The 24,823-nt window shown below is 71.5% G+C and carries 14 protein-coding genes and 1 tRNA gene; 12 read left to right on the top strand and 3 right to left on the bottom strand.

The features are described 5' to 3' along the window. The first annotated feature begins 112 nt into the window (after positions 1–112). Positions 113–775, top strand: a complete 663-nt coding sequence (locus BU52_RS06845) for a DegT/DnrJ/EryC1/StrS family aminotransferase (protein WP_037930342.1) — start codon at positions 113–115, stop codon at positions 773–775. 77 nt (positions 776–852) lie between these two features. Next, positions 853–925: transfer RNA gene (locus tag BU52_RS06850), tRNA-Thr, on the top strand. 62 nt (positions 926–987) lie between these two features. On the opposite strand, the gene BU52_RS06855 is transcribed toward BU52_RS06850, so the two are convergent. Further along, positions 988–3,732 carry a SpoIIE family protein phosphatase gene (locus BU52_RS06855; RefSeq protein ID WP_037929819.1) on the bottom strand — a complete coding sequence of 915 codons (2,745 nt, stop codon included), beginning with the start codon at positions 3,730–3,732 and terminating at the stop codon, positions 988–990. A gap of 413 nt (positions 3,733–4,145) precedes the next feature. Between BU52_RS06855 and BU52_RS06860 the strand changes: the two genes are divergently transcribed. The 10 genes from BU52_RS06860 to BU52_RS33295 all read left to right on the top strand — a co-directional run bounded on the left by BU52_RS06860 (position 4,146) and on the right by BU52_RS33295 (position 18,979). Continuing rightward, positions 4,146–9,617, top strand: a complete 5,472-nt coding sequence (locus BU52_RS06860; RefSeq protein WP_037929822.1) for a HAMP domain-containing protein — start codon at positions 4,146–4,148, stop codon at positions 9,615–9,617. 307 nt (positions 9,618–9,924) lie between these two features. Beyond that, the gene (locus BU52_RS06865) at positions 9,925–10,602 is read left to right on the top strand and encodes a response regulator (RefSeq protein ID WP_037929825.1); all 678 of its coding nucleotides are present in this window, start codon (positions 9,925–9,927) and stop codon (positions 10,600–10,602) included. A gap of 175 nt (positions 10,603–10,777) precedes the next feature. Beyond that, positions 10,778–13,504 (top strand): DNA translocase FtsK, encoded by a 2,727-nt coding sequence (locus tag BU52_RS06870; protein WP_200881161.1) that lies wholly within the window; start codon positions 10,778–10,780, stop codon positions 13,502–13,504. A gap of 252 nt (positions 13,505–13,756) precedes the next feature. Beyond that, on the top strand, positions 13,757–14,590 hold the full coding sequence (locus BU52_RS06875; RefSeq protein WP_037929828.1) for a helix-turn-helix domain-containing protein: 834 nt from the start codon (positions 13,757–13,759) through the stop codon (positions 14,588–14,590). A 93-nt stretch (positions 14,591–14,683) separates the two neighbouring features. Then, complete coding sequence (rimO, locus tag BU52_RS06880) at positions 14,684–16,159, top strand: 30S ribosomal protein S12 methylthiotransferase RimO (protein WP_078903139.1); 1,476 nt, start codon at positions 14,684–14,686, stop codon at positions 16,157–16,159. Further along, a complete protein-coding gene (pgsA, locus tag BU52_RS06885; RefSeq protein WP_037929834.1) occupies positions 16,156–17,004 on the top strand; it encodes a CDP-diacylglycerol--glycerol-3-phosphate 3-phosphatidyltransferase in 849 nt (282 codons plus the stop codon). The genes rimO and pgsA overlap by 4 nt, the downstream gene beginning before the upstream one ends. Continuing rightward, positions 17,001–17,546: a CinA family protein gene (locus BU52_RS06890; protein ID WP_037929837.1), complete on the top strand. Its 546-nt coding sequence runs from the start codon at positions 17,001–17,003 to the stop codon at positions 17,544–17,546. The genes pgsA and BU52_RS06890 overlap by 4 nt, the downstream gene beginning before the upstream one ends. A gap of 109 nt (positions 17,547–17,655) precedes the next feature. Continuing rightward, positions 17,656–18,036 (top strand): helix-turn-helix domain-containing protein, encoded by a 381-nt coding sequence (locus BU52_RS06895; RefSeq protein WP_003993396.1) that lies wholly within the window; start codon positions 17,656–17,658, stop codon positions 18,034–18,036. A 192-nt stretch (positions 18,037–18,228) separates the two neighbouring features. Beyond that, complete coding sequence (locus BU52_RS06900; protein ID WP_037929840.1) at positions 18,229–18,699, top strand: Dps family protein; 471 nt, start codon at positions 18,229–18,231, stop codon at positions 18,697–18,699. 64 nt (positions 18,700–18,763) lie between these two features. After that, entirely contained in the window at positions 18,764–18,979 is a 216-nt protein-coding gene (locus tag BU52_RS33295) for a hypothetical protein (protein ID WP_107061098.1), read from the top strand. 47 nt (positions 18,980–19,026) lie between these two features. Here the strand turns inward: BU52_RS33295 and BU52_RS06905 are convergent, their stop codons facing one another. Continuing rightward, positions 19,027–19,833 (bottom strand): Fpg/Nei family DNA glycosylase, encoded by an 807-nt coding sequence (locus BU52_RS06905; protein WP_037929843.1) that lies wholly within the window; start codon positions 19,831–19,833, stop codon positions 19,027–19,029. A gap of 31 nt (positions 19,834–19,864) precedes the next feature. Next, positions 19,865–24,736 carry an ATP-dependent helicase gene (locus tag BU52_RS06910; protein ID WP_037929846.1) on the bottom strand — a complete coding sequence of 1,624 codons (4,872 nt, stop codon included), beginning with the start codon at positions 24,734–24,736 and terminating at the stop codon, positions 19,865–19,867. Between the last annotated feature and the right edge of the window lie 87 nt (positions 24,737–24,823).

The raw sequence follows: 24,823 nt of genomic DNA on the forward strand, positions 1-24,823 counted from the left end.
TTCTTCAAAGGGTTGGACCCCGAACTTCGGTTCAGGGTCCAACCCTTTTTTGTTCTGCGTCACTTGAAGTTCACGTTGCGCAACCAGCATCCCTCCCATGGGTACTGCTGCACTGCTCAGGGCTGCGGGTGTCGGAGCCGGTGACGAGGTCGTCCTACCTGCCTTCGGCAACGTGGAGCTTGCCGACGCTGTGGCGACGACCGGGGCGCTGCCGGTGTTCGCCGACATAGACCCGGCGACGTACTGCCTGGAGCCGGCCGCGGTCGACGCGGCCGTAACTCCGCGCACAGCGGCCGTCGTTGTCGTGCACCGCTTCGGCAGGCCCGCCGACGTCGGGCCGCTGCACGCACTCGGCCGGCGGCGCGGGTTGCTGGTGTTGGAGCACGGGGAGACCGAGGCCCCGTTCGACGAGATAGCGCAGCGGCGGGAGCGGGCGGCGTTCCTCGACGCCAAGCTGAGGGGCGTGCGCACCCCCGAGGGCGGAGCCGGGCACACCTACCAGCAGTACGTGGTGAGGGTGCCCGGGAACGGGCGGCCCGATCGCGACGCCTTCGCACGGGCCATACGGGCCAAGGGCGTTGACTGCCGGGTCCCGGTCAAGACGCCGGTGCACCGGCTCCCCGAGTTCCGGCGGTGCGTGTCCCTGCCCGAGACCGAGCGGGCTGCCGACGAGGCGCTCGCGCTCCCGGTGGACGGCACGCTGACCAAGAGGGAGATGCAGCGCATCGCGTCCGCCTGCAATGCGCTGGGCGGTCTTCTGCAACCGGCCGTCTGAGCGTGGTTGGGAGCACGGGGAGGTTCGGGGTATGATCTATTCCGTTGCTGCGGGGGAAACCTCCCAAGAGGCAACAGGCCCCTATAGCTCAGTCGGTAGAGCGTCTCCATGGTAAGGAGAAGGTCAACGGTTCGATTCCGTTTGGGGGCTCCGAAAGAAAGGCCCCGCCCCTTCGGGCGGGGCCTTTCTCATGTCCTACGGCAAGGCGTGCGCTAATCCGTCTGCAGGCCGGGAACGCGCATGGCGAGGATGGCCATGTCGTCGGACGGCGCATCGGTGGCGAAGCGCTCCACGGCGCGCATGATCCGGGCGGCGACCGCGCCGGCCGTCAGGCCCGTGCAGGTCGTCAGGACCTCGGCCAGGCCGTCGTCGCCCAGCATCCGGGGGCCCTCGCGGCGTTCGGTGACTCCGTCGGTGACGCAGAGAAGAACGTCTCCGGGATCGAGGGTGACCGTCTCCTCGTACAGGTCGAGGTCCTCCAGAACGCCCAGGAGCGGCTGCGGTTCGGCGGCCGGTTCGACCGTGCCGTCCGGGCGGAGACGGAGCGGGAGGGGATGGCCCGCGCAGACCACCTTCAGTTCGGCGCTGCCGTCCTCCTGGGGGCGCATCTCGCCGTACAGGAGCGTGAGGAAGCGGCTGCGGGCGCCCTCGTCCAGGATCGCGGAGTTGAGGCGCTCCAGGACCGCCGGGCCGCTGAGGCCCTCGCGGGCGAGCAGGCGGAGCGCGTGCCGGGCGAGGCCGGTGACGGCCGCCGCGTTCGGGCCGGTGCCGCAGACGTCGCCGATGGCGAAGCCGTAGGCGCCGTCGCTGATCGGGAAGAGGTCGTAGAAGTCGCCGCCGACCTCGTTGCCCTCGCCGGCCGCGCGGTAGATGACCTCGACCTCGACGCCTTCGATCGTGGGCAGTTCCGGCGGCAGGAGGCTGCGCTGCAGGGACTGGCTGATGGCCGTGCGCTCGGAGTAGAGGCGGGCGTTGTCCAGGGCCAGGGCGGCACGCCGGGAAAGGTCCTCCGCGAGCTCCAGGATCTCCTGACGGAAGTGCTCGTCGGTCGGCTTGCCGAGCGTGAGCATGCCGATGACGCGGTTGCGGGCGACCAGGGGGAGGACCACGGTCTCGCCGCCGACCGCGGAGGCCGTGGCGAGCGTCGGGCCGATGCCCTTGGTGACCTGCTGGGCCGGACCGCCGCTGAGGCCGAGGCTGCGCATGGAGGTGCGCAGGGCCGCCTGGTGGGCGACCTCCGCGGGAGCCGACCAGACGCGGGCGCCGGGGGTCGGGACCGGATCCGGTGGGGGGATCTTCGACAGCAGGGACTTGATGCCGTCGATCAGCTCCTCGTCCTCGTGGAGCACGTAGGACAGATACGGCTCGGAGGCCTGGTCGGCGATCGTGTAGACGGCGCACCAGGTGGCGAGGGTAGGGACGGTCATCTGGGCCATCAGGGCCAGCGTCTGGTCCCGGTCCAGGGTGCCGGCCAGCAGGTCGGAGGCCTCGACGAGGAAACTGAGCGAGCCGCGGCGCAGACGCTCCAGTTCGCCCAGGCGGGCCGACTCCACCGCGAGGGCGATGCGGTCCGCCGCGAACTGCAGGCGCAGCGCCTCTTCATTGGAATACCTGCCGGGCGCCTCGGCCGCCACGCCGAGGGAGCCGGTGAGGCGGCCCTCGACCTTCAGCGGGACGGTGACGACCGAGCGCATGCCGGTGCCGTTGAGGAGGGGGACCGCGCCGGGGACGGCAGTGAGATCCTCATGGACGGCGGGCATGCGGGCGGAGCCGTAGCGGCCGGGGCCCGCCTCGACGGGCACGCGGGCGAAGCGCTGGCGGGCCGAGGGGAGGCCGGTGGAGGCACGGACCTCCAGCTCCGTCTCGTCGTCGGTGGCGAGGAGCAGGAAGGCGGAGTCGCCGTCGAGCATGTCGCGGGCGCGTTCCACAGTGCGCTGCAGCAGGCCGTCGAGGTCGTCCGGTGCGGGGGAGCCGATGAAGACCTCGAACGGGTCGGTGCTTGGCCCCTCGGAGCCGCTGTCGGACGCGGGGCCGCGCAGAGGGGTCTGCAGAACCGCCCGTTCGTGGTCCCGCACGAGCAGACAGACGGTTGACGGCTCTCCGTCGGTGTCGCGGACACGCAGGTGGGAGGCGTACACCGGGATCACCCGGCCGTGGGCTCCCCTGATGCCGTAGCTGCCTTCCCAGCGGGAGAGCCGCAGCGCGTCGGCGATGCCGGTGCCGGTGCCCGGGGTGTGCGGCCAGGCCGCGAGGTCGGTGAGCGGTTTACCGGTGACCTGCTCGGCGGAGTAGCCGAACAGGTCCTCCGCGTCCTCGTTCCAGGCGGCGATGGAGCCGACCCGGTCGATCTGGACGACGGCGACCCGGACCCGGGTGTCGGCGAGCGGGAGGAGGTGGGCGGGCAGGGAGGGACCGGCCGCGCGGGTGCCGACCGGGCGCTCGGGAAGGTCGAGCCGGAACCAGACGGTCTTGTGGGTGGGCGTGTAGTCCACGCCCCAGTGGCCGGCCAGAGCCGCGCACAGCTGGAGTCCGCGGCCGCCCTCGCGGTCGGGGCTGCCCATGTTGACGGGCGAGCCCTGGAGGGGGACCTCCCGTTCCGGATACCGGTCGGCCACCTCGATCCGTACGCCGTCGTCGCTGCGCAGGCACAGCAGGTCGGCGGAGGTGCCGGCGTGGACCACGGCGTTGGTGACCAGTTCGCTGGTGAGAACGACGGCGTCGTCGACGATGTCGCCGAATCCCCAGCCCTGGAGGGTGTCGCGGACGAAGGAACGGGCGCTCGCGACGGACCGTCCGACGGGCTCGAAGGTGGCGGCCGCGCGCGCGGTGATCACAGAACTCCTCGACCGGTTCTCGACGGGGTCTTCGTGGCCGACCGGCGCGCGCCGCGGGTGCGGCAGGCCGTCAGCCGGCCGTGGGTCCGGGGGCTGCTCCCCCGGGATCAGTCCGGTGGTCATGTGTGCGGCCGCCCCTCCGATGCCCGCTCGTCTCCGTGCCACCGCCCAGGCCGGACGGACCGGCGTGGCTGGACAGCCGGATGCAAGGTTACTTACCTTCGCGGTCCGAGCGGATGCCGGTCCGCTGTGTTTCCGTCCGGAGGTGTCTGCTCACCGGCGGGTGTGCGGACGATGTGCGAAGCTGCCGAACTGTTATGGCCTGGTTCGGTGAGGGTGAAACACTGGGCAGGCTTGTAGTGAAGGTCCTGGCAGGCGGTGTGTCCTTCGCGGCGGCTGGGCAGCAGCCCCTGGTGGCGCCCGGGAACGTCGGGCGGGACATCGCAGTCATACGGGAAAAGCGCAGAAGCAACGGGAGCACCCTGGTGGTGCGCCCGGGCACAGCGGTAACGGTCGACCCCTGCGGGAGGGACACAGTGGAGTCTGGCGCAGCGACGCGGGGCACGAAGACGACGCGCGCGAAAGGCGGACAGTCCCTGGGCAAGCCGGGAAGGGCACGGGGCGGGACCACGACGGTCGACACGGCGGCCCTGAACCGCCTCCTGGCGGCCCTGCTGGCGATGCGGGACGGCAACTTCCGCAAGCGGCTCACGGTGTCCGGCGACGGAGTCATGTCGGAGATCGCGGCGGTCTTCAACGAGGTGGCCGACCGCAATCTCCACCTGACGGGTGAGCTGGCGCGCGTGCGGCGCATGGTCGGCCGGGAGGGAAAGCTCACGGAGCGACTCGAGACGGGCGCCTCCCAGGGCTCCTGGGCGACCGCGATCGACAACTCCAACGCGCTGGTGGACGACCTGGTGCGGCCGGTTTCCGAGGTGAGCCGGGTGCTGTCGGCGGTGGCCGAGGGTGACCTGTCGCCGCGCATGGAGCTGCGGACGCAGTCGCCGGAGGGGACGGCGCATCCGCTGCGCGGCGAGTTCCTCAAGGTCGGCCGTACCGTCAACAACCTGGTCGACCAGTTGTCGACCTTCACCGACGAGGTCACGCGCGTGGCCAGTGAGGTGGGTACCGAGGGCAAGCTGGGCGGTCAGGCCCAGGTGCGGGGTATGTCGGGTTCGTGGAAAGACCTGACCGACTCCGTCAACACGATGGCGGAGCGGCTGACGGCGCAGGTGCGCGACATCGCGCTGGTGACGACCGCCGTCGCGCGCGGTGACCTCTCCCGCAAGGTCACCGTGCATGTCGAGGGCGAGATGCTCGAGCTGAAGAACACCGTCAACACGATGGTGGACCAGCTCTCCGCGTTCTCCTCCGAGGTGACACGCGTCGCCCGCGAGGTCGGCACCGAGGGGGCTCTGGGCGGTCAGGCGCAGGTGCCCGGGGTGGACGGTGTGTGGAAGGAGCTCACCGACTCCGTCAACACGATGGCCGGCAATCTCACGGCGCAGGTCCGCGGGATCGCCGAGGTGACGACCGCGGTCGCCAACGGTGACCTGTCGCGGAAGGTGACGGTGCCCGCGCGCGGCGAGGTCGCGCAGCTCGCCGAGACGATCAACCAGATGACCGAGACGCTGCGGATCTTCGCCGACGAGGTCACGCGGGTCGCCAACGAGGTCGGGGCGGAGGGGCGGCTGGGCGGTCAGGCGAACGTGCCCGGGGCGGCGGGGACGTGGAAGGACCTGACGGACTCCGTCAACACGGTGTTCCGGAACCTGACCACTCAGGTGCGGGACATCGCGGCGGTGACGACGGCGGTGGCCAACGGTGACCTGTCGCAGAAGGTCACCGTGGACGTGGCCGGCGAGATGCTGGAACTGAAGAACACCGTCAACACGATGGTCGACCAGCTGTCCGCCTTCGGTGCCGAGGTCACGCGCGTGGCGCGGGAGATCGGCGTGGAGGGCGAGCTGGGCGGCCAGGCCCAGGTGCCGGGCGCGGCGGGGACGTGGAAGGACCTGACGGACTCCGTCAACACGGCGTTCCGCAACCTCACCGGACAGGTGAGGAACATCGCCCAGGTGACGACGGCGGTGGCCAACGGCGACCTGTCGCAGAAGGTCACCGTGGACGTCTCCGGCGAGATGCTCCAGCTGAAGAACACCGTCAACACGATGGTGGACCAGCTGTCGAGCTTCGCCGACCAGGTGACGCGGATGGCCCGGGACGTGGGCACGGAGGGCCGGCTGGGCGGTCAGGCACGCGTGGACGGCGTGTCGGGCACCTGGAAGGAGCTCACCGACTCCGTCAACTCCATGGCGTCGAACCTCACCGGTCAGGTGCGCAACATCGCCCAGGTCACGACGGCCGTCGCGCGCGGTGACCTGTCGCAGAAGATCGACGTCGACGCGCGCGGGGAGATCCTCGAGCTGAAGAACACCATCAACACGATGGTGGACCAGCTGTCCTCCTTCGCCGATCAGGTGACCCGCGTGGCCCGTGAGGTGGGCACGGAAGGACGGCTGGGCGGTCAGGCGCAGGTGCCCGGTGTCGCCGGTGTGTGGCGGGACCTGACGGACTCCGTGAACGGCATGGCGTCCAACCTGACCGGTCAGGTGCGCAACATCGCGCAGGTGGCGACGGCGGTGGCGCGTGGTGACCTGTCGCAGAAGATCACCGTGGACGCGCGCGGGGAGATCCTGGAGCTCAAGAACACGCTGAACACGATGGTGGACCAGCTGTCGTCGTTCGCCGAAGAGGTCACCCGCGTGGCCCGTGAGGTGGGTACGGAGGGCATCCTCGGCGGTCAGGCCGAGGTGCAGGGTGTCTCGGGCACCTGGAAGGACCTCACGCAGTCCGTGAACGGCATGGCGAACAACCTGACCCTCCAGGTGCGCAACATCGCCGAGGTCACCACCGCGGTCGCCAAGGGCGACCTGTCGAAGAAGATCACGGTCGACGCCAAGGGCGAGATCCTCGAGCTGGTCACCACCGTCAACACGATGGTGGACCAGTTGTCGTCGTTCGCCGAGCAGGTGACCCGCGTGGCCCGTGAGGTGGGCACGGAGGGCATCCTCGGCGGGCAGGCCAATGTGCCGGGCGTGACGGGCATCTGGAAGGACCTGAGCGACAACGTCAACCTGATGGCCAAGAACCTCACCACCCAGGTGCGGAACATCTCGCAGGTCTCCGCCGCCGTCGCCAACGGCGACCTGACGCGGCAGGTCAGCATCGAGGCGCGCGGCGAGGTGGCGCAGCTCGCCGACACCATCAACACCATGGTGAAGACGCTGAGCGCGTTCGCCGAGCAGGTCACCAAGGTGGCCCGCGAGGTGGGCACGGACGGCATCCTGGGCGGCCAGGCGCACGTGCCGGGTGTGGCCGGTACGTGGAAGGACCTCACCGAGTCGGTGAACCAGATGGCGTCCAACCTGACCGGACAGGTGCGCAACATCGCGATGGTGACGACGGCCATCGCCAAGGGTGACCTGACGAAGAAGATCGACATCGACGCCCGGGGCGAGATCCTGGAGCTGAAGACGACCATCAACACGATGGTCGACCAGCTGTCGTCCTTCGCGGAGGAGGTCACCCGGGTGGCCCGCGAGGTGGGCACCGAGGGCCAGCTGGGCGGCCAGGCACGCGTGCGTGACGTCGACGGCACCTGGCGGGACCTGACCGAGTCGGTGAACGAGATGGCCGGGAACCTCACCCGGCAGGTGCGTGCCATCGCGCGCGTGGCGACCGCGGTGACCCGCGGCGACCTGAACCTGAAGATCGACGTGGACGCGTCCGGGGAGATCCAGGAACTCCAGGACTACATCAACAAGATGATCGCCAACCTGCGCGACACCACGATCGCCAACAAGGAGCAGGACTGGCTCAAGGGCAATCTGGCGCGGATCTCCGCGCTGATGCAGGGCCGCCGCGACCTGGACGACGTCGCATCGCTGATCATGAGCGAGCTGACGCCGGTGGTGTCCGCGCAGCACGGCGCGTTCTTCCTGGCGATGCCGCTGGTCGACGGCGAGGACCTGAACGCGGCGGACGACGACCAGTTCGAGCTGCGCATGCTCGGTTCGTACGGCTATTCCATGGGTTCCATGCCGACGTCGTTCCAGCCGGGTGAGGGGCTCGTCGGGACCGCCGCCACGGAGAAGCGCACGATCCTGGTGGAGAACGCGCCCAGCGGCTACCTGAAGATCTCCTCGGGGCTCGGGGAGGCTCCGCCGGCCCAGGTGATCGTGCTCCCGGTGGTGTTCGAGGGGAAGGTGCTCGGCGTCATCGAACTGGCGTCGTTCACGCCGTTCACGGCGATCCAGAAGGACTTCCTCAACCAGATCGCCGAGATGATCGCGACGAGCGTCAACACCATTTCGGTCAACACCAAGACCGAGCGGCTGCTGGCGCAGTCGCAGGAGCTGACCGAGCAACTGCGCGAGCGGTCGGCGGAGCTGGAGCAGCGGCAGAAGGCGCTGCAGGCGTCCAACGCCGAACTGGAGGAGAAGGCCGAGCTGCTGGCCCGCCAGAACCGCGACATCGAGGTGAAGAACACCGAGATCGAGGAGGCGCGGCAGGTCCTGGAGGAGCGCGCCGAGCAGCTCGCGGTGTCCATGCGCTACAAGAGCGAGTTCCTGGCCAACATGTCGCACGAGCTGCGCACGCCGCTCAACTCGCTGCTGATCCTGGCCAAGCTGCTCGCCGACAACGCCGACGCGAACCTGTCCCCGAAGCAGGTCGAGTTCGCCGAGACCATCCACGGTGCGGGGTCCGACCTGCTCCAGCTCATCAACGACATCCTCGACCTGTCGAAGGTCGAGGCGGGCAAGATGGACGTCTCCCCGACGCGTATCGCGCTCGTCCAGCTCGTGGACTACGTGGAGGCCACGTTCCGGCCGCTGACCGCGGAGAAGGGCCTGGACCTGTCCGTACGGGTCTCGCCGGAACTGCCGGCCACCCTGCACACCGACGAGCAGCGGTTGCTCCAGGTGCTGCGGAACCTGCTGTCCAACGCGGTGAAGTTCACCGATTCCGGGTCGGTCGAGCTGGTCATCCGGCCCGCCCGGGACGACGTCCCGCAGGCCATCCGGGAGCAGTTGTCGGAGGCCGGGTCGCTCACCGACCCGGACGCGGACCTGATCGCTTTCTCGGTGAGCGACACCGGCATCGGCATCGCGGCCAGCAAGATGCGGGTGATCTTCGAGGCGTTCAAGCAGGCCGACGGCACCACCAGCCGGAAGTACGGCGGTACGGGGCTGGGGCTGTCCATCTCGCGGGAGATCGCCCAGCTCCTCGGCGGTGAGATCCACGCGCAGAGCGAGCCGGGCCGCGGCTCCACGTTCACGCTGTACCTGCCGCTGCACCCCAGCGAACTGCCGCCGCACGGCTACGCCCAGCCCATGCCGGCGCTGGAGGCCGGTGACCTGGTGGCGTCGGCCGAGCCCGTCGCCCCGCGGGCCGAGACGCCGGCGGAGGTCACGTCGTACCGGGACACCCAGAACGGTCCGGCCGCGCTGTTCCGGCGCCGCCGCAGGGTCGCGCTCGAGCAGCGGCCGGCAGCCGCCGAGCCGGAGCAGTGGCCTGGCGTGGAACAGCAGGAGTCGGCGCCCGGGTCGTCGCGCAGGGGCGTCCGCTTCGGCGGTCAGAAGGTGCTGATCGTCGACGACGACATCCGCAACGTCTTCGCGCTCACCAGCGTCCTGGAGCAGCACGGGCTGTCCGTGCTGTACGCGGAGAACGGCCGTGAGGGCATCGAGGTGCTGGAGCAGCACGACGACGTGGCGGTCGTGCTGATGGACATCATGATGCCCGAGATGGACGGCTACGCCACGACCACGGCGATCCGCAGGATGCCGCAGTTCGCCGGGCTCCCGATCATCGCGCTCACCGCGAAGGCGATGAAGGGCGACCGTGAGAAGGCGATCGAGTCGGGTGCCTCCGACTACGTGACGAAGCCGGTCGACCCCGATCACCTGTTGTCGGTGATGCAGCAGTGGATGCGGGGGGAGTGAGGCCGGCGCCCGGAGGGCACGCGGAGGTGACGGGAGGCTTCGGTGTTCATGCGGAGTTGCCGAGGCGGTGCGCGCGAAGTCGTGTAGAAGTACGGGATCCGGGGAACCTTCTGGTCTCCCGCCGCGTTTCTGCTGTGTGCACAGTGACATCACGGTGACAGGGTGTGGCGACAGGCGGGGTGCGGCTACGATGACCGGCACAAGGACGGGCGGCGCAAGGGAGTCGTCCCCTGGGGCGGTACCCACGGGTGCGTCCCCAGGTCCTGCGGACAGGGGAGGCCCCAAGCCGGGGCGAGGAGGGCGGGCCATGGTGCAGAAGGCCAAGATCCTCCTGGTCGATGACCGGCCGGAGAATCTGCTCGCGCTGGAGGCGATCCTCTCGGCGCTCGATCAGACGCTGGTGCGGGCATCGTCCGGGGAGGAAGCACTCAAGGCACTGCTCACGGACGACTTCGCGGTCATCCTGCTGGACGTCCAGATGCCGGGCATGGACGGTTTCGAGACCGCCGCGCACATCAAGCGGCGGGAGCGGACCCGGGACATCCCGATCATCTTCCTCACCGCGATCAACCACGGCCCGCACCACACCTTCCGCGGCTACGCGGCGGGCGCGGTCGACTACATCTCCAAGCCGTTCGATCCGTGGGTCCTGCGCGCGAAGGTCTCGGTCTTCGTCGAGCTGTACATGAAGAACTGCCAGCTGAGGGAGCAGGCGTCGTTGCTGCGGCTCCAGCTGGAGGGCGGCGACAAGGACGCCGGTGAGGCGAAGGAGCCCGCGGGGCTGCTCGCCGAGCTCTCGGCGCGGCTCGCGGCCGTCGAGGAGCAGGCCGAGGCGCTGACCAAGCAGCTCAACGACGAGTCGACCGACGCCGCCGCGGTGGCCACGGCCGCCCATCTGGAGCGGAAGCTCACGGGGTTGCGGCGGGCGCTGGACGCCCTGGAGCCCGGAACCGGCAGCGCGTCGTCGGTGCCCTCGCAGAACTGACCGCGCACACACCGGGCTTGCCCGGTCCCGCGGAGTGCACCCTGCCTGAGGGCTCGTCAACTCCGATCGCCGTATGTTCCCGCGCGTCAGCTTCGCGCCTCGACGCGTGCGACACGAACGGGTGAAGCGACCGCCACGCGTGTCCCCTGACGTCTCCACCGGTAACCTCACACCTATGGCCTCACGTCCCTCCGCAGCCAGGAAGCCGCCCGCGAAGAAGGCCGCCGCTTCCGCGAAGGCCCCGGCGAAGAAGGCCGTTGCCAGGAAGCCGCCGGTGAAGAGGGCTCCCGCCAAGAAGCCCCCGGCCAGGAAACCGGCGCCGGCCCCGAACCCGACCAGCGGCGTCTACCGGCTCCTGCGCGCCCTGTGGCTGGGCCTCGCGCACGCCGTCGGCGCCGTCTTCCGCGGCATAGGGCAGGGCGCGAAGAACCTCGACCCCGCGCACCGCAAGGACGGTCTCGCGCTGCTGCTGCTCGGCATCGCCCTGATCGTCGCCGCCGGCACCTGGGCCGACCTGAAGGGTCCCGTCGGCGAACTCGTGGAGATCCTGGTCACCGGTGCCTTCGGCCGGCTCGACCTGCTGGTGCCGATCCTGGTGACCGTCGTCGCCGTACGGTTCATCCGGCACCCGGAGAAGCCCGAGGCCAACGGACGGATCGTCATCGGCCTGTCCGCGCTGGTCATCGGCGTGCTCGGACAGGTCCACATCGGATGCGGGTCGCCCGCGCGCGGGGACGGCATGCAGGCCATAAGGGACGCGGGCGGGCTCATCGGCTGGGCCGCGGCCACGCCGTTGTCGTCCACCATGACCGACGTCCTCGCCGTGCCGCTGCTGGTGCTGCTCACGGTGTTCGGGCTGCTGGTCGTCACGGCCACGCCGGTGAACGCCATCCCGCAGCGCCTGCGCCTGCTCGGGGTGCGGCTCGGGCTCGTCCACGATCCCGATCCGGAGGAGTTCGGCGAGGACGACACGCGCTACGAGGAGCAGTGGCGCGAGGCGCTGCCCGCGAGCCGCCGCAGGAGACGGCCGGCCCCCGACGAGTACGACCCCGGCAGCCCGGAGCAGGAGGCGCCGGCGCGACGCCGCACGAGGCCCCGCAGGTCCGCGGTGCCGCAGCCCGACGTGGACCGGCCCTTGGACGCGGTGGACGTGGCCGCCGCCGCGGCCTCCGCGCTCGACGGCGCCGTGCTGCACGGCATGCCGCCCTCGCCGGTCGTCGCCGACCTGACCCAGGGCGTGAGCACCGGCGACCGCGAACCGACCACTCCGACGCCGGTCCCGGCCGCCCGCCCGCAGCAGGACGGGCCGAAGGCGGAGAAGCCGGCCCGGGACAAGCCCCCGGCGGGCGTCCTGGACATGACCAAGGAGCCGCCCCGCGAGCCCCGCGACCTGCCGGCCCGCGCCGAGCAGCTCCAGCTCTCCGGCGACATCACCTACTCCCTCCCCTCGCTCGACCTGCTCACCCGCGGCGGCCCGGGCAAGGCGCGCAGCGCGGCCAACGACGCCATAGTCGACGCCCTGCGGAAGGTCTTCACCGAGTTCAAGGTGGACGCCGCCGTCACCGGCTTCACCCGCGGCCCGACGGTCACCCGCTACGTCGTGGAACTCGGCCCGGCCGTGAAGGTCGAGCGGGTGACCGCGCTGACCAAGAACATCGCCTACGCCGTCGCCAGCCCCGACGTGCGGATCATCAGCCCGATCCCCGGCAAGTCCGCCGTCGGCATCGAGATCCCCAACACCGACCGGGAGATGGTCAATCTCGGCGACGTGCTGCGGCTCGCGGAGTCCGCCGAGGACGACGACCCGATGCTGGTCGCCTTCGGCAAGGACGTCGAGGGCGGTTACGTGATGGACTCGCTGGCGAAGATGCCGCACATGCTGGTCGCCGGCGCCACCGGCTCCGGCAAGTCGTCGTGCATCAACTGCCTGATCACCTCGGTCATGATGCGGGCGACCCCGGAGGACGTCCGGATGATCCTGGTCGATCCCAAGCGCGTGGAGCTGACGGCGTACGAGGGCATCCCGCACCTGATCACGCCGATCATCACCAACCCCAAGCGGGCCGCCGAGGCCCTGCAGTGGGTCGTGCGCGAGATGGACCTGCGTTACGACGACCTCGCCGCCTACGGCTACCGCCACATCGACGACTTCAACCGCGCCGTGCGCGAGGGCAAGGCCAAGCCGCCCGAGGGCAGCGAGCGGGAGCTCCAGCCGTACCCCTACCTGCTCGTGATCGTCGACGAGCTGGCCGACCTGATGATGGTCGCCCCGCGCGACGTCGAGGACGCCATCGTGCGCATCACGCAGCTCGCGCGGGCGGCCGGCATCCACCTGGTGCTCGCCACGCAGCGGCCGTCGGTCGACGTCGTCACCGGCCTGATCAAGGCGAACGTGCCCTCACGGCTGGCGTTCGCGACCTCCTCGCTGGCGGACTCACGGGTCATCCTCGACCAGCCGGGCGCCGAGAAGCTGATCGGCAAGGGCGACGGCCTCTTCCTGCCGATGGGAGCGAACAAGCCCACACGCATGCAGGGCGCGTTCGTGACCGAGGAGGAGGTCGCGGCCGTCGTCCGGCACTGCAAGGACCAGATGGCGCCCGTCTTCCGGGACGACGTCACCGTGGGGACCAAGCAGAAGAAGGAGATCGACGAGGACATCGGCGACGACCTCGACCTGCTGTGCCAGGCGGCCGAGCTGGTCGTCTCCACCCAGTTCGGGTCCACGTCCATGCTCCAGCGCAAACTGCGCGTCGGTTTCGCCAAGGCCGGCCGGCTCATGGACCTCATGGAGTCCCGGAACATCGTCGGGCCGAGCGAAGGTTCGAAGGCACGTGACGTTCTTGTGAAGCCTGATGAGCTGGATGGCGTGCTCGCGGTGATCCGGGGGGAGTCTGAAGGGTAGGCGGACGGGACAGGGTCGTCACCTCCGGGCACCCGGGTGGCCGATCGTGACCCACCCGTAAGCGATCATTGAGCAACCGTTTCCCGCCTCCGTACGTCAACTTGAGGGAAACGGCACACTGCAGTCCCACCATCGGGATGTCGGGCCATACCGATGGCGTACAAAGTCCCACCGCCCGGTTGCCTCACCCTCTCGTACCCCTCCTAGACTGAACCTCCAGCACAGGCGGCTACACGCTCGAAAGGCGCCCCCGTGTCCATCGGCAACTCCCCTGAAGACGAGCGTCCCTTCGAAGACGTTTCCGAGGAAGCCCGCCCCTCCGTCGGCCGCGCGCTGCAGCAGGCACGCATCGCCGCCGGGCTCACCGTCGACGACGTCAGCACCGCCACCCGCGTCCGCATCGCCATCGTGCACGCCATCGAGGCGGACGACTTCACGCCCTGCGGCGGCGACGTCTACGCACGCGGGCACATCCGGACCCTGGCCAAGGCCGTGGACCTCGATCCGGCCCCGCTGATCGCCCAGTTCGAAGCCGAGCACGGCGGTGGCCGTCCGGCCCCGACCCCGGCCGCCCCGCTCTTCGAGGCGGAACGCATCCGTCCGGAGCGGCGCGGGCCCAACTGGACCGCGGCCATGGTCGCGGCGATCGTCGTGGTGATCGGCTTCGTCGGATTCACGATGGTCAAGGGCGACGACGACGGCGGCAAGGCGAACGTCGCCGACGGCGCCACGCCCACCACGTCCACCTCGCCCACCCCCAAGTCCGAGAAGCCGGTTGCGCCCGAGCCGGAACCGTCGGACAGCGCCATCGCCGCCGCCCCGCAGGACAAGGTGACGGTCCAGGTCACCGCGGCCGACGGACGCAGCTGGATCTCCGCCAAGGACCACAGCGGCCGGCTGCTCTTCGACGGACTGCTCAAGCAGGGCGATTCCAAGACGTTCCAGGACAGTTCCAAGATCAACCTGGTCCTCGGTGACGCCGGCGCGATCGACCTGTTCGTCAACGGCAAGAAGATCGAGGACGACTGGCAGCCGGGTGCGGTCGAGCGCCTGACCTACACCAAGGGTGACCCGCAGGCCGGATGAGCGGCGTCGAAGGGCGCATCGGCGACGGGGGCGGTCGAGATCGGCCAACCCCGTCGACGTGGGGTGTCTGCGGGACGAAGTAGTCTTGAGCCCATGCCTGAACGCCGTACCGTCGCACTCGTCACCCTTGGCTGCGCCCGTAACGAGGTGGACTCGGAGGAGCTCGCAGGCCGTTTGGAGGCGGACGGCTGGCAGCTCGTGGAGGACGCCGAGGACGCCGACGTCGCCGTCGTCAACACCTGTGGGTTCGTCGAGGCCGCCAAGAAGGACTCGGTCGACGCCCTCCTGGAGGCCAACGACCTCAAGGGACATGGAAGAACGCAGGCCGTCGTCGCGGTGGGCTGCATGGCCGAGCGGTACGGCAAGGAACTCGCCGAGGCCCTTCCCGAGGCCGACGGCGTGCTCGGCTTCGACGACTACACCGACATCTCCGATCGCCTCCAGACCATCCTCAACGGCGGCATCCACGCCTCCCACACCCCGCGCGACCGGCGCAAGCTGCTGCCGATCAGCCCGGCCGAGCGGCAGGACTCCGCCGCCTCCGTCGCGCTCCCGGGACACGGCCCGGTGGATCTGCCCGAGGGTCTCGCCCCCGCCTCCGGCCCCCGCGCCCCCCTGCGCCGCCGGCTGGACGGCTCCCCGGTCGCCTCCGTGAAGCTCGCCTCGGGCTGCGACCGGCGCTGCTCCTTCTGCGCCATCCCCTCCTTCCGCGGCTCCTTCATCTCGCGCCGGCCCGGCGACGTGCTGAACGAGACGCGGTGGCTGGCCGAACAGGGAGTGAAGGAGGTCATGCTGGTCTCGGAGAACAACACCTCCTACGGCAAGGACCTCGGCGACATCCGCCTGCTGGAGTCCCTGCTGCCCGAGCTCGCCGAGGTCGACGGCCTCGAGCGGGTGCGGGTCAGCTACCTCCAGCCGGCCGAGATGCGGCCCACCCTCATCGACGTGCTGACCTCCACGCCCAAGGTCGCCCCCTACTTCGACCTGTCCTTCCAGCACTCCGCGCCCGACGTGCTGCGCGCGATGCGCCGCTTCGGCGACACCGATCGGTTCCTGGAACTGCTCGACACCATCCGGAGCAAGGCGCCCCAGGCCGGTGTGCGCTCCAACTTCATCGTCGGTTTCCCCGGCGAGTCCGCGGCCGACCTGGCCGAGCTGGAGCGGTTCCTGAACCACGCGCGGCTGGACGCCATCGGCGTCTTCGGCTACTCCGACGAGGAGGGCACCGAGGCGGCCACGTACGACCGCAAGCTGGACGAGGAGGTCGTCGCCGAGCGGCTGGCCCGTGTCTCCCGGATGGCCGAGGAACTCGTCTCGCAGCGCTCCGAGGAGCGGGTCGGCGAGACCGTGCACGTGCTGGTGGAGTCGGTGCACGAGGAGGAGGGCGTGTACGGCCGGGCCGCGCACCAGGCTCCCGAGACGGACGGCCAGGTGCTGCTCACGAGCGGCGAGGGTCTGAGTGTCGGCCGTATGGTCGAGGCGAAGGTGGTCGGCACGGAAGGTGTCGATCTGGTTGCCGAGCCACTGTTCCAGGGTTCGCTCGCGCGTGGTGAGGAGGCGGGCAGATGACGGGTGTCCCGGCATCGGCGGCAGGTGGCCCCGCCGGCGCGAGGAGCGCGGCGGGCGCCGCGGCCGGAGGCGTGTCCGCCGCCGGCCGCGCCGTCGCACGGGAGGCCCGGGGCGCGGCTCCGGGGTCGTCCGGCCGGGGCGGCGACCGGGCGCACGGCGACGAGGCGGCTGCGGCGCGCTCGCCCCACGAGGGCGTCGGCGCCGAGGACGGTACGAAGCCGGCGCGCGGTGCCAAGATCGCGGCGGCGGCCGTCAACCAGGCCAGCGTCTGGAACATCGCCAACCTGCTGACCATGCTCCGGCTGCTCCTGGTACCGGCGTTCGTGATGCTGATGCTCGCCCACGGTGGTGACGACCCGGCATGGCGGTCGTTCGCCTGGGCGGCCTTCGCCGTCGCCATGATCACCGACCTGTTCGACGGTCATCTGGCGCGCACCTACAACCTCGTCACCGACTTCGGGAAGATCGCCGATCCCATCGCCGACAAGGCGATCATGGGAGCGGCGCTGATCTGTCTCTCCGCTCTGGGCGATCTGCCCTGGTGGGTCACCGGGGTCATCCTCGGCCGGGAACTCGGGATCACCCTGCTGCGTTTTCTGGTCATTCGCTACGGCGTCATCCCGGCGAGCCGCGGGGGCAAGCTGAAGACCCTCACGCAGGGCGTGGCCGTCGGCATGTACGTGCTCGCGCTGACGGGGTGGCTGGCGACGCTGCGGTGGTGGGTGATGGCCGCGGCCGTCGTGCTGACCGTGGTCACCGGACTCGACTATGTGAAACAGGCCATTGTGCTCCGCAGAGAGGGAATCGCCGAGCGCAAAGCCGCGTTGGAGGAGACGGAAGCGTGAGTTCCACGGCCACCGACGTGGTGCGACTACTCACCGTGAACGGCGGAACCCTCGCCGTCGCCGAGTCGTTGACCGGTGGCCTGGTGGCGGCGGAGATCACCTCGGTGCCCGGGGCGTCCAAGGCCTTCCGGGGCTCGGTGACGGCCTACGCCACCGACTTGAAACACCGGCTGCTCGGCGTGGACGCCACTCTGCTGGCGCAGCGCGGAGCGGTGGACCCGCAGGTGGCGGCTCAGATGGCGGCCGGAGTCCGCGCGGCGCTGGGCGCCGACTGGGGCATCGCCACGACCGGTGTCGCCGGTCCGGACCCCCAGGACGGGCAGGCCGTCGGGACGGTCTTCGTGGCCGTGCACGGGCCCCCCGGGGCGGGCTCCCGTTCTGCCGGTGGCGGAAAAGTGGAGCATCTGCGGTTGAACGGCGACCGTGCGGAAATTCGTATGGAGAGTGCACGGAGCGTACTCGCCCTGCTTCTGAGGGAGCTTGAGGGCGAACAGACCGGGAATGAGCGGGCACAGGATACGGAACGGAACGGGGGGTTTTGATGTTTGCAGCCCTGAGTGAACACGACATCGCTCCCCGCACGGCCGCGGCGCGAGGCGGTACGGTGGGGCGAGAAGGATGCGGCTACGCGGTCCGAGGAGGGAGCCACCGATGATTCTGCTCCGTCGCCTGCTGGGTGACGTGCTGCGTCGGCAGCGCCAGCGCCAGGGCCGTACTCTGCGCGAAGTCTCCTCGTCCGCCCGAGTCTCACTCGGCTATCTCTCCGAGGTGGAGCGGGGGCAGAAGGAGGCTTCCTCCGAGCTGCTCTCCGCCATCTGCGACGCGCTGGACGTACGGATGTCCGAGCTCATGCGGGAAGTGAGCGACGAGCTCGCCCTCGCCGAGCTGGCCCAGTCTGCTGCAGCGACCCCCAGCGAACCCGTACCCACGCCGGTTCGTCCGATGCTGGGTTCTGTTTCGGTGACCGGTGTGCCACCGGAACGGGTGACCATCAAGGCGCCCGCCGAGGCGGTGGACGTCGTCGCCGCCTGAGCACGATGTCCGGCGCCCGCGCGGTGTGAAGGTGTGAGATGCCCCGGTAGGGGCCTCTCCGGAAATCCGGAGAGGTGCCGCCGGGGTTTTTCGCATGCGGGGGCCGCTCCACGTGTCCCGTGTGCGTTTGCCGGTGCGGCCCGGGGCCGTCATCGTGGAAGGACGAGGCGGGGACCAGCCACGGAGGTGCGGATGTACGTCGTGAAGAGCCCGTTGTCCGACGAGAACCTGAAGACCGTGTCGGAGGCGCTGCAGGGCGCCCTGGTCGACCTGGTGGATCTCGCCCTGGTGGCGAAGCAGATCCACTGGAACGTGGTCGGGCCACGCTTCCGTTCCGTCCACCTCCAGCTCGACGAGGTCGTGACCCTGGCGCGGGGGCACTCCGACACGGTGGCGGAGCGCGCCGCCGCACTGGGCGTCTCGCCCGACGGGCGTGCGGCGACGGTGGCCGTGGGCAGCGGGATCGGCGTGACGCCGGAGGGCTGGGTCGACGACTCAGCCGCCGTGGGAGCGCTCGTGGACGCGCTGGGCGCGGTCATCGCCCGGATGCGCGAACGGGTCGCGGCGACCGCGGACCCGGACCCGGTGAGCCAGGACATCCTCATCGCGGTCACGGCGGACCTCGAGAAGCAGCACTGGATGTTCCAGGCCGAGAACGGGTGACGTCGCCTTGAGGGCCGCCGGCCCTTCGGCGAGCGGTCCGGGTGCCGTCGCGACGGCACGGACGGTGCGCTGGGGGACCGCCCTGGGATGCGGGGCGCTGTGGTGGTGGGCGGTGGCGCGACTGTTGCTGGCCCCCGAGGCCGGTGCGCTGGAAGGGGCGGTCGCGGCCGGCGGCTGGGGGCTCAGCCTGCTGCCGGTGCACTGCACTCCGCGGGCACGGGCCCATGGCGCGCTCATGGCGGGGCGTTGGCGGCGGGCCTGGCGCTCGGGCGATCGGTGAGGGCAGCGCGTCCGCGTCCTGCCGTGTGGTCGCGGACGCGGGCGTGATCAGCGCGGTCGGGTGGGGGCCGGGCCCGGCTGGCATGTGGGACACCAGTACGTGGGGCGGTCGCGGGAGCCATCGCCCTGGTCGGCGACGCGGACGGGTGTGCGGCAGCGCAGACAGGGGCGGCGTGCCCGGCCGTACACGAAGAGGTCCTGGCCGCGGCGGCCCGTCGTGCTGCGGATCGGGCGTTCGCGATTGAACTCCAGCAGTCTCCTCGAGAGTTCCGGCAGCTTCGCGGCCCGCTCGGCGGGAAGTTCCCCCACGGGGAGCCAGGGAGTGACGCCGATCAGGAAGCAGAGCTCGCTCTTGAAGACATTGCCGATACCGGCGAGATTCCGCTGGTCGAGGAGAGCCTCGCCGAGCGGGCGGGCCGGGTCCTTCAGCAGGTTGGCCAGCGCGACGTCCGGGTCCCAGTCCGGGCCCAGCAGGTCGGGCCCGAGGTGGCCGACCGCGCGGTCCTCGTCGGCGGTGCGCAACAGTTCCAGCACGGGCAGCCGGTAGCCGACGGCGGTGCGGTCGGCGGTGCCGAGGATCGCCCGGATCTGGTGCGACGGGCCGCCGTTCCAGCGCTGCCCGTCGGCGTACACCCGCCAGGAACCGTCCATCCTCAGGTGCGAGTGCAGGGTCAGGCCGCCCTCGACGCGGGTCAGCAGGTGCTTGCCGCGCGGGGTGACGTCCAGCACGGTGCGGCCGGTGAGGTCGGCCGTGGCGTACCGGGGCACCCGGAGGTCGCTGCGGGTCAGCGTCCTCCCCGCGAGGGCGCCGTGCAGCCGTCGCGCGGCCTGCCAGACCGTGTCTCCTTCGGGCATGCGTCAAGGGTGGCACGTCGGACCGGCCGGGTCAGGCGCGCAGGCGCAGACCTCGGGGTGTGGCCACGAAACCCGCGCTCTCCAGGAGGGCGCCCAGCGGGGACGTCAGAGCCGGGGTGCCGTTGACGCGCTCCACCGTGACCGTGCCGAGGGAGCCCGCGCGGGCCGCCGTGGCGAGGGCTTCGGCGGCGGCCGGGAGACGGGGATCCCCGGCGGGTTCGCCGTCGGGGTCCGCAGGCCAGGCCAGCAGGGTCTTGCCGCCGCGTTCCATGTAGAGCGTCAGCTCGCCGTCCACCAGCACCACCAGGGAGCCCGCCTTGCGGCCGGGCTTGTGTCCGGCGCCGGTCGGGGGCTCGGGCCAGCCCAGCGCGGCACCGTAGGCGTTGGCCGGGTCGGCGGCGGCGAGGACGACGGCCCGCGCGGTGCGGTCCTGGCCGGTACGGCGGCCGGCGAAGGGGTCGTACGACGGACCTCCGCCGTTCCGCCAGGGGGGCGGGGCCTGCGGGGCCAGGTCGCGCGGGGAGGCGTAGTCGCCCGGCGACAGGCGCGGGTACGGGCTGTCGCCGGCGCCGGGGGAGCCGTCGTGGCCCTGCGCCGGGTCGAAGGAGCCGGGCCCCGCGTCGAAGGGGCCGGGCTCGTCCGCGGGCGGGAGGGTCTCGCCCCGTTCGCGGGCGTTGGCCGCCGCGCGCAGGCGGTCCACGGCCCCGTCCATGGCGAACTGGGCGGCGCCCAGGCCCTCGACCACATAGCCCCGACGGGCCTGTCCGGTCTCCTCGAAGGCAGACAGAACGCGGTACGTCGCCGAGAAGCCGCCCTCGACGCCCTCCGCGGAGACGGCCCCCCGGGTCACCACACCGTGCCGGTCCAGCAGGGTGTGAGCCAGCGCGTGCGCCCGCACCGTGGTGTCGGTCTCCCGGTCCGGGAGCAGGGACCAGCGGCCGGCCACGGTCGGCGGGCCGGTCCGCGAGGCGGCACGGGCGGCTGCCGTGAGGGAGCCGTAGCGCCCGCGCGGGACCGGGCGCTTCGCGCGGTGGGCGGTGGAGCCCGCCGTGCGCCCGGAGCCGAGCAGAGAACGCATGGGACCGAGGGTGTCGTTGGTGAGCCGTCCGGACCAGGCGAGGTCCCACAGGGCGTCGGCCAGCTGCGGATCGGTGGCCTCGGGGTGGGTGGTGGCGCGGACCTGGTCGGCGATCTGCCGGAAGAACAGGCCGTAGCCGCCGGAGAGGGTGTCCAGCACGGACTGGTGGAGGGCGGTCGGCTCCAGGGGGTGCGGGGGCGGCAGGAGCAGCGGGGCGGCGTCCGCGAGGTAGAGGGAGACCCAGCCGTCCTTCCCGGGCAGTGAACCGGCACCGGCCCACACCACCTCCCCGGAGGCTGTGAGCTCGTCCAGCATCGCCGGCGCGTAGTTCGCCACGCGGGACGGCAGGACCAGCTTCTCCAGGGCGGACGCGGGCACGGACGCGCCCTGCAACTGCTCGACGGCGCGCACCAGTCCGTCGACGCCCCGCAGGGTGTGCCCCTTGCCGATGTGCTGCCACTGGGGCAGGAACTGGGCGAGCGAGGCCGGTGGCACCGGCTCCAGCTCGTGCCGCAGCGCGGCCAGGGAGCGGCGGCGCAGCCTGCGCAGTACGGCGGCGTCGCACCACTCCTGCCCGATCCCGGCCGGATGGAACTCGCCCTGGACGACCCGGCCCGCCGCCGAGAGCCGCTGGAGGGCGCCCTCGGTGACCGCCACGCCCAGTCCGAAGCGGGCCGCCGCCGTGGCCGACGTGAACGGGCCGTGGGTGCGCGCGTACCGCGCGAGGAGGTCGCCGAGGGGATCCTTGACGGGTTCGGTGAACGCCTCCGGAACACCCACCGGCAGGGCCGTCCCCAGCGCGTCGCGCAGCCGACCGGCGTCCTCGATCGCCGCCCAGTGGTCGGCCCCGGCCACCCGCACCCGGAGGGCGCGCCGCGCGGACGCGAGGTCCCGCGCCCACTGCGGCTCGGCGCCGCGCTCGGCGAGTTCCGCATCGGTGAGCGGACCGAGCAGCCGCAGCAGGTCGGCCACGCCCTCCGCGTCCTTGACGCGCCGGTCCTCGGTGAGCCACTGCAGCTCGCGCTCCAGCTCGGTCAGTACCTCGGCGTCGAGCAGTTCGCGCAGCTCCGCCTGGCCGAGCAGCTCGGCAAGCAGCCGCGAGTCCAGCGACAGGGCGGCGGCGCGGCGCTCGGCGAGCGGGGAGTCGCCCTCGTACAGGAACTGGGCGACGTACCCGAACAGCAGGGAGCGGGCGAAGGGGGACGGCGCCGGGGTGGTGACCTCCACCAGCCGTACCGTGCGGGACTCCAGGTCGCCCATCAGCTCGACGAGTCCCGGAACGTCGAAGACGTCCTGGAGGCACTCGCGGACGGCTTCCAGGACGATCGGGAACGAGCCGAACTCGCCGGCCACCTGGAGCAGCTGGGAGGCCCTCTGGCGCTGCTGCCAGAGCGGGGTGCGCCGGCCCGGGTTGCGGCGCGGCAGCAGCAGTGCGCGGGCCGCGCACTCGCGGAACCGGGCCGCGAACAGTGCCGAGCCGCCCACCTGGTCGGTGACGACCTGGTCGACCTCGCCCTTGTCGAAGACGACGTCGGCGGCGCCCACGGGGGCCTGGTCCGCGTCGTACTCGGCACCGGCCCTCATGGGCTCGTGGTCGAGCAGGTCCAGGCCCATCAGGTCCGCGTCCGGCAGCCGCAGCACGATGCCGTCGTCGGCGTGCATCACCTGGGCGTCCATGCCGTACCGCTCGGAGAGGCGGGCGCCGAGCGCGAGCGCCCACGGGGCGTGCACCTGGGCGCCGAACGGCGAGTGCACGACCACCCGCCAGTCGCCCAGCTCGTCGCGGAAGCGCTCCACCACGATGGTGCGATCGTCGGGGACGTGGCCGCAGGCCTCGCGCTGCTCGTCGAGGTAGGACAGGACGTTGTCCGCGGCCCAGGCGTCCAGTCCCGCCGCGAGGAGCCGCAGCCGGGCGTCGTCCCGGGACAGCGAGCCCACCTCGCGCAGGAAGGCGCCCACCGCGCGACCGAGCTCCAGCGGCCGGCCCAGCTGGTCGCCCTTCCAGAACGGCAGCCGTCCGGGCACGCCCGGCGCGGGGGAGACCAGGACCCGGTCGCGCGTGATGTCCTCGATGCGCCAGGAACTGGTGCCGAGCGTGAAGACGTCACCCACGCGGGACTCGTAGACCATCTCCTCGTCGAGTTCGCCGACCCGCCCGCCGCCCTTCTTCGGATCGGCGCCCGCGAGGAACACCCCGAAGAGGCCCCGGTCGGGGATCGTGCCGCCGGAGGTGACGGCGAGGCGCTGGGCGCCCGGGCGGCCGGTGATCTCACCCGTGACCCGGTCCCACACCACGCGCGGGCGCAGCTCCGCGAAGGCGTCCGACGGGTAGCGGCCGGCGAGCATGTCCAGGACGCCCGTGAAGGCGGACTCGGGCAGGGAGGCGAAGGGCGCCGCGCGGCGGACCGTGGCGAGCAGGTCGTCGAGCTGCCAGGTGTCCATGGCCGTCATGGCGACGACCTGCTGGGCCAGGACGTCGAGAGGGTTGGCGGGAACCCTCAGGGACTCGATCGCCCCGGTGCGCATCCGCTCGGTGACCACGGCCGCCTGCACGAGGTCGCCCCGGTACTTCGGGAACACCACGCCCGTGGAGACCGCGCCCACCTGGTGCCCCGCACGGCCGACGCGCTGGAGGCCGGAAGCGACGGACGGCGGGGACTCCACCTGGACCACCAGGTCCACGGCGCCCATGTCGATGCCCAGCTCCAGGCTGGAGGTGGCGACCACCGCGGGCAGCCGGCCCGCCTTGAGGTCCTCCTCGACCAGCGAGCGCTGCTCCTTGGACACCGAACCGTGGTGGGCGCGCGCGATGACCGTGGGCGCGCCCTGGGCGGCGCCGGAGCCGCCCATGAGCTCGGCGGGGGAGTGGTGCTCGTCCAGGGGCTCACCGGTGGCCCGCTCGTAGGCGATCTCGTTGAGCCGGTTGCACAGGCGCTCGGCGAGGCGGCGGGAGTTGGCGAACACGATGGTCGAGCGGTGCGACTGCACCAGGTCGGTGATCCGCTCCTCGACATGCGGCCAGATCGACGGCCGCTCGGCGCCTTCCGCGCCGTCGGCGACCGGGGAGCCGCCCAGCTCGCCCAGGTCCTCGACCGGCACCACCACGGAGAGGTCGAACTCCTTGCCGGACTCCGGCTGCACGATCTCCACCCTGCGGCGCGGGGAGAGGAACCGGGCGACCTCGTCCACCGGGCGCACCGTCGCCGAGAGGCCGATGCGGCGGGCCGGGCGGGGCAGCAGTTCGTCCAGTCGCTCCAGGGAGAGCGCGAGGTGCGCGCCGCGCTTGGTGCCCGCGACCGCGTGCACCTCGTCCAGGATCACCGTCTCCACGCCCGTCAGCGCGTCCCGCGTGGCGGACGTCAGCATCAGGAACAGCGACTCGGGCGTGGTGATCAGGATGTCCGGCGGGCGCGTGGCCAGGGCGCGCCGCTCGGCGGGCGGGGTGTCGCCGGAGCGGATGCCGACCTTCACCTCGGGCTCGGGCAGACCCAGGCGGACCGCTTCCTGGCGGATTCCGGTCAGCGGGCTGCGGAGGTTGCGCTCGACGTCGACGGCCAGGGCCTTCAGGGGCGAGACGTACAGCACACGGCAGCGCTTCCTGGGGTCCGCGGGCGGCGGCGCGGTGGCCAGCCCGTCCAGGGCGGCGAGGAAGGCGGCCAGGGTCTTCCCGGAACCGGTGGGTGCGACCACCAGCACGTCCGAGCCCTCCCCGATGGCCTGCCACGCGCCCGCCTGGGCGGCCGTGGGCGCGGAGAACGCCCCCGTGAACCAGCCGCGGGTCGCGGGGGAGAAGCCGTCCAGGGCTCGCTGCGGATCGCTGACCATGCGTCCATCGTGCACCCGGCCACTGACAATCGGGCCGGGGCGGGGGCGGGGGCGGCCGGGCCGAGGAGGATGACGGCGCACCGCGCG

The sequence above is a fragment of the Streptomyces toyocaensis genome (assembly GCF_000725125.1).
GTDB classification, from domain to species: Bacteria; Actinomycetota; Actinomycetes; order Streptomycetales; family Streptomycetaceae; genus Streptomyces; species Streptomyces toyocaensis.

Bases quoted from the DNA above. Each gene is read 5' to 3' on its own strand.
- BU52_RS06855 (WP_037929819.1), bottom strand. From the start codon at position 3,732: ATGACCACCGGACTGATCCCGGGGGAGCAGCCCCCGGACCCACGGCCG.
- BU52_RS06865 (WP_037929825.1), top strand. From the start codon at position 9,925: ATGGTGCAGAAGGCCAAGATCCTCCTGGTCGATGACCGGCCGGAGAAT.
- BU52_RS06870 (WP_200881161.1), top strand. From the start codon at position 10,778: ATGGCCTCACGTCCCTCCGCAGCCAGGAAGCCGCCCGCGAAGAAGGCC.
- rimO (WP_078903139.1), top strand. From the start codon at position 14,684: ATGCCTGAACGCCGTACCGTCGCACTCGTCACCCTTGGCTGCGCCCGT.
- pgsA (WP_037929834.1), top strand. From the start codon at position 16,156: ATGACGGGTGTCCCGGCATCGGCGGCAGGTGGCCCCGCCGGCGCGAGG.
- BU52_RS06895 (WP_003993396.1), top strand. From the start codon at position 17,656: ATGATTCTGCTCCGTCGCCTGCTGGGTGACGTGCTGCGTCGGCAGCGC.
- BU52_RS06900 (WP_037929840.1), top strand. From the start codon at position 18,229: ATGTACGTCGTGAAGAGCCCGTTGTCCGACGAGAACCTGAAGACCGTG.
- BU52_RS06905 (WP_037929843.1), bottom strand. From the start codon at position 19,833: ATGCCCGAAGGAGACACGGTCTGGCAGGCCGCGCGACGGCTGCACGGC.
- BU52_RS06910 (WP_037929846.1), bottom strand. From the start codon at position 24,736: ATGGTCAGCGATCCGCAGCGAGCCCTGGACGGCTTCTCCCCCGCGACC.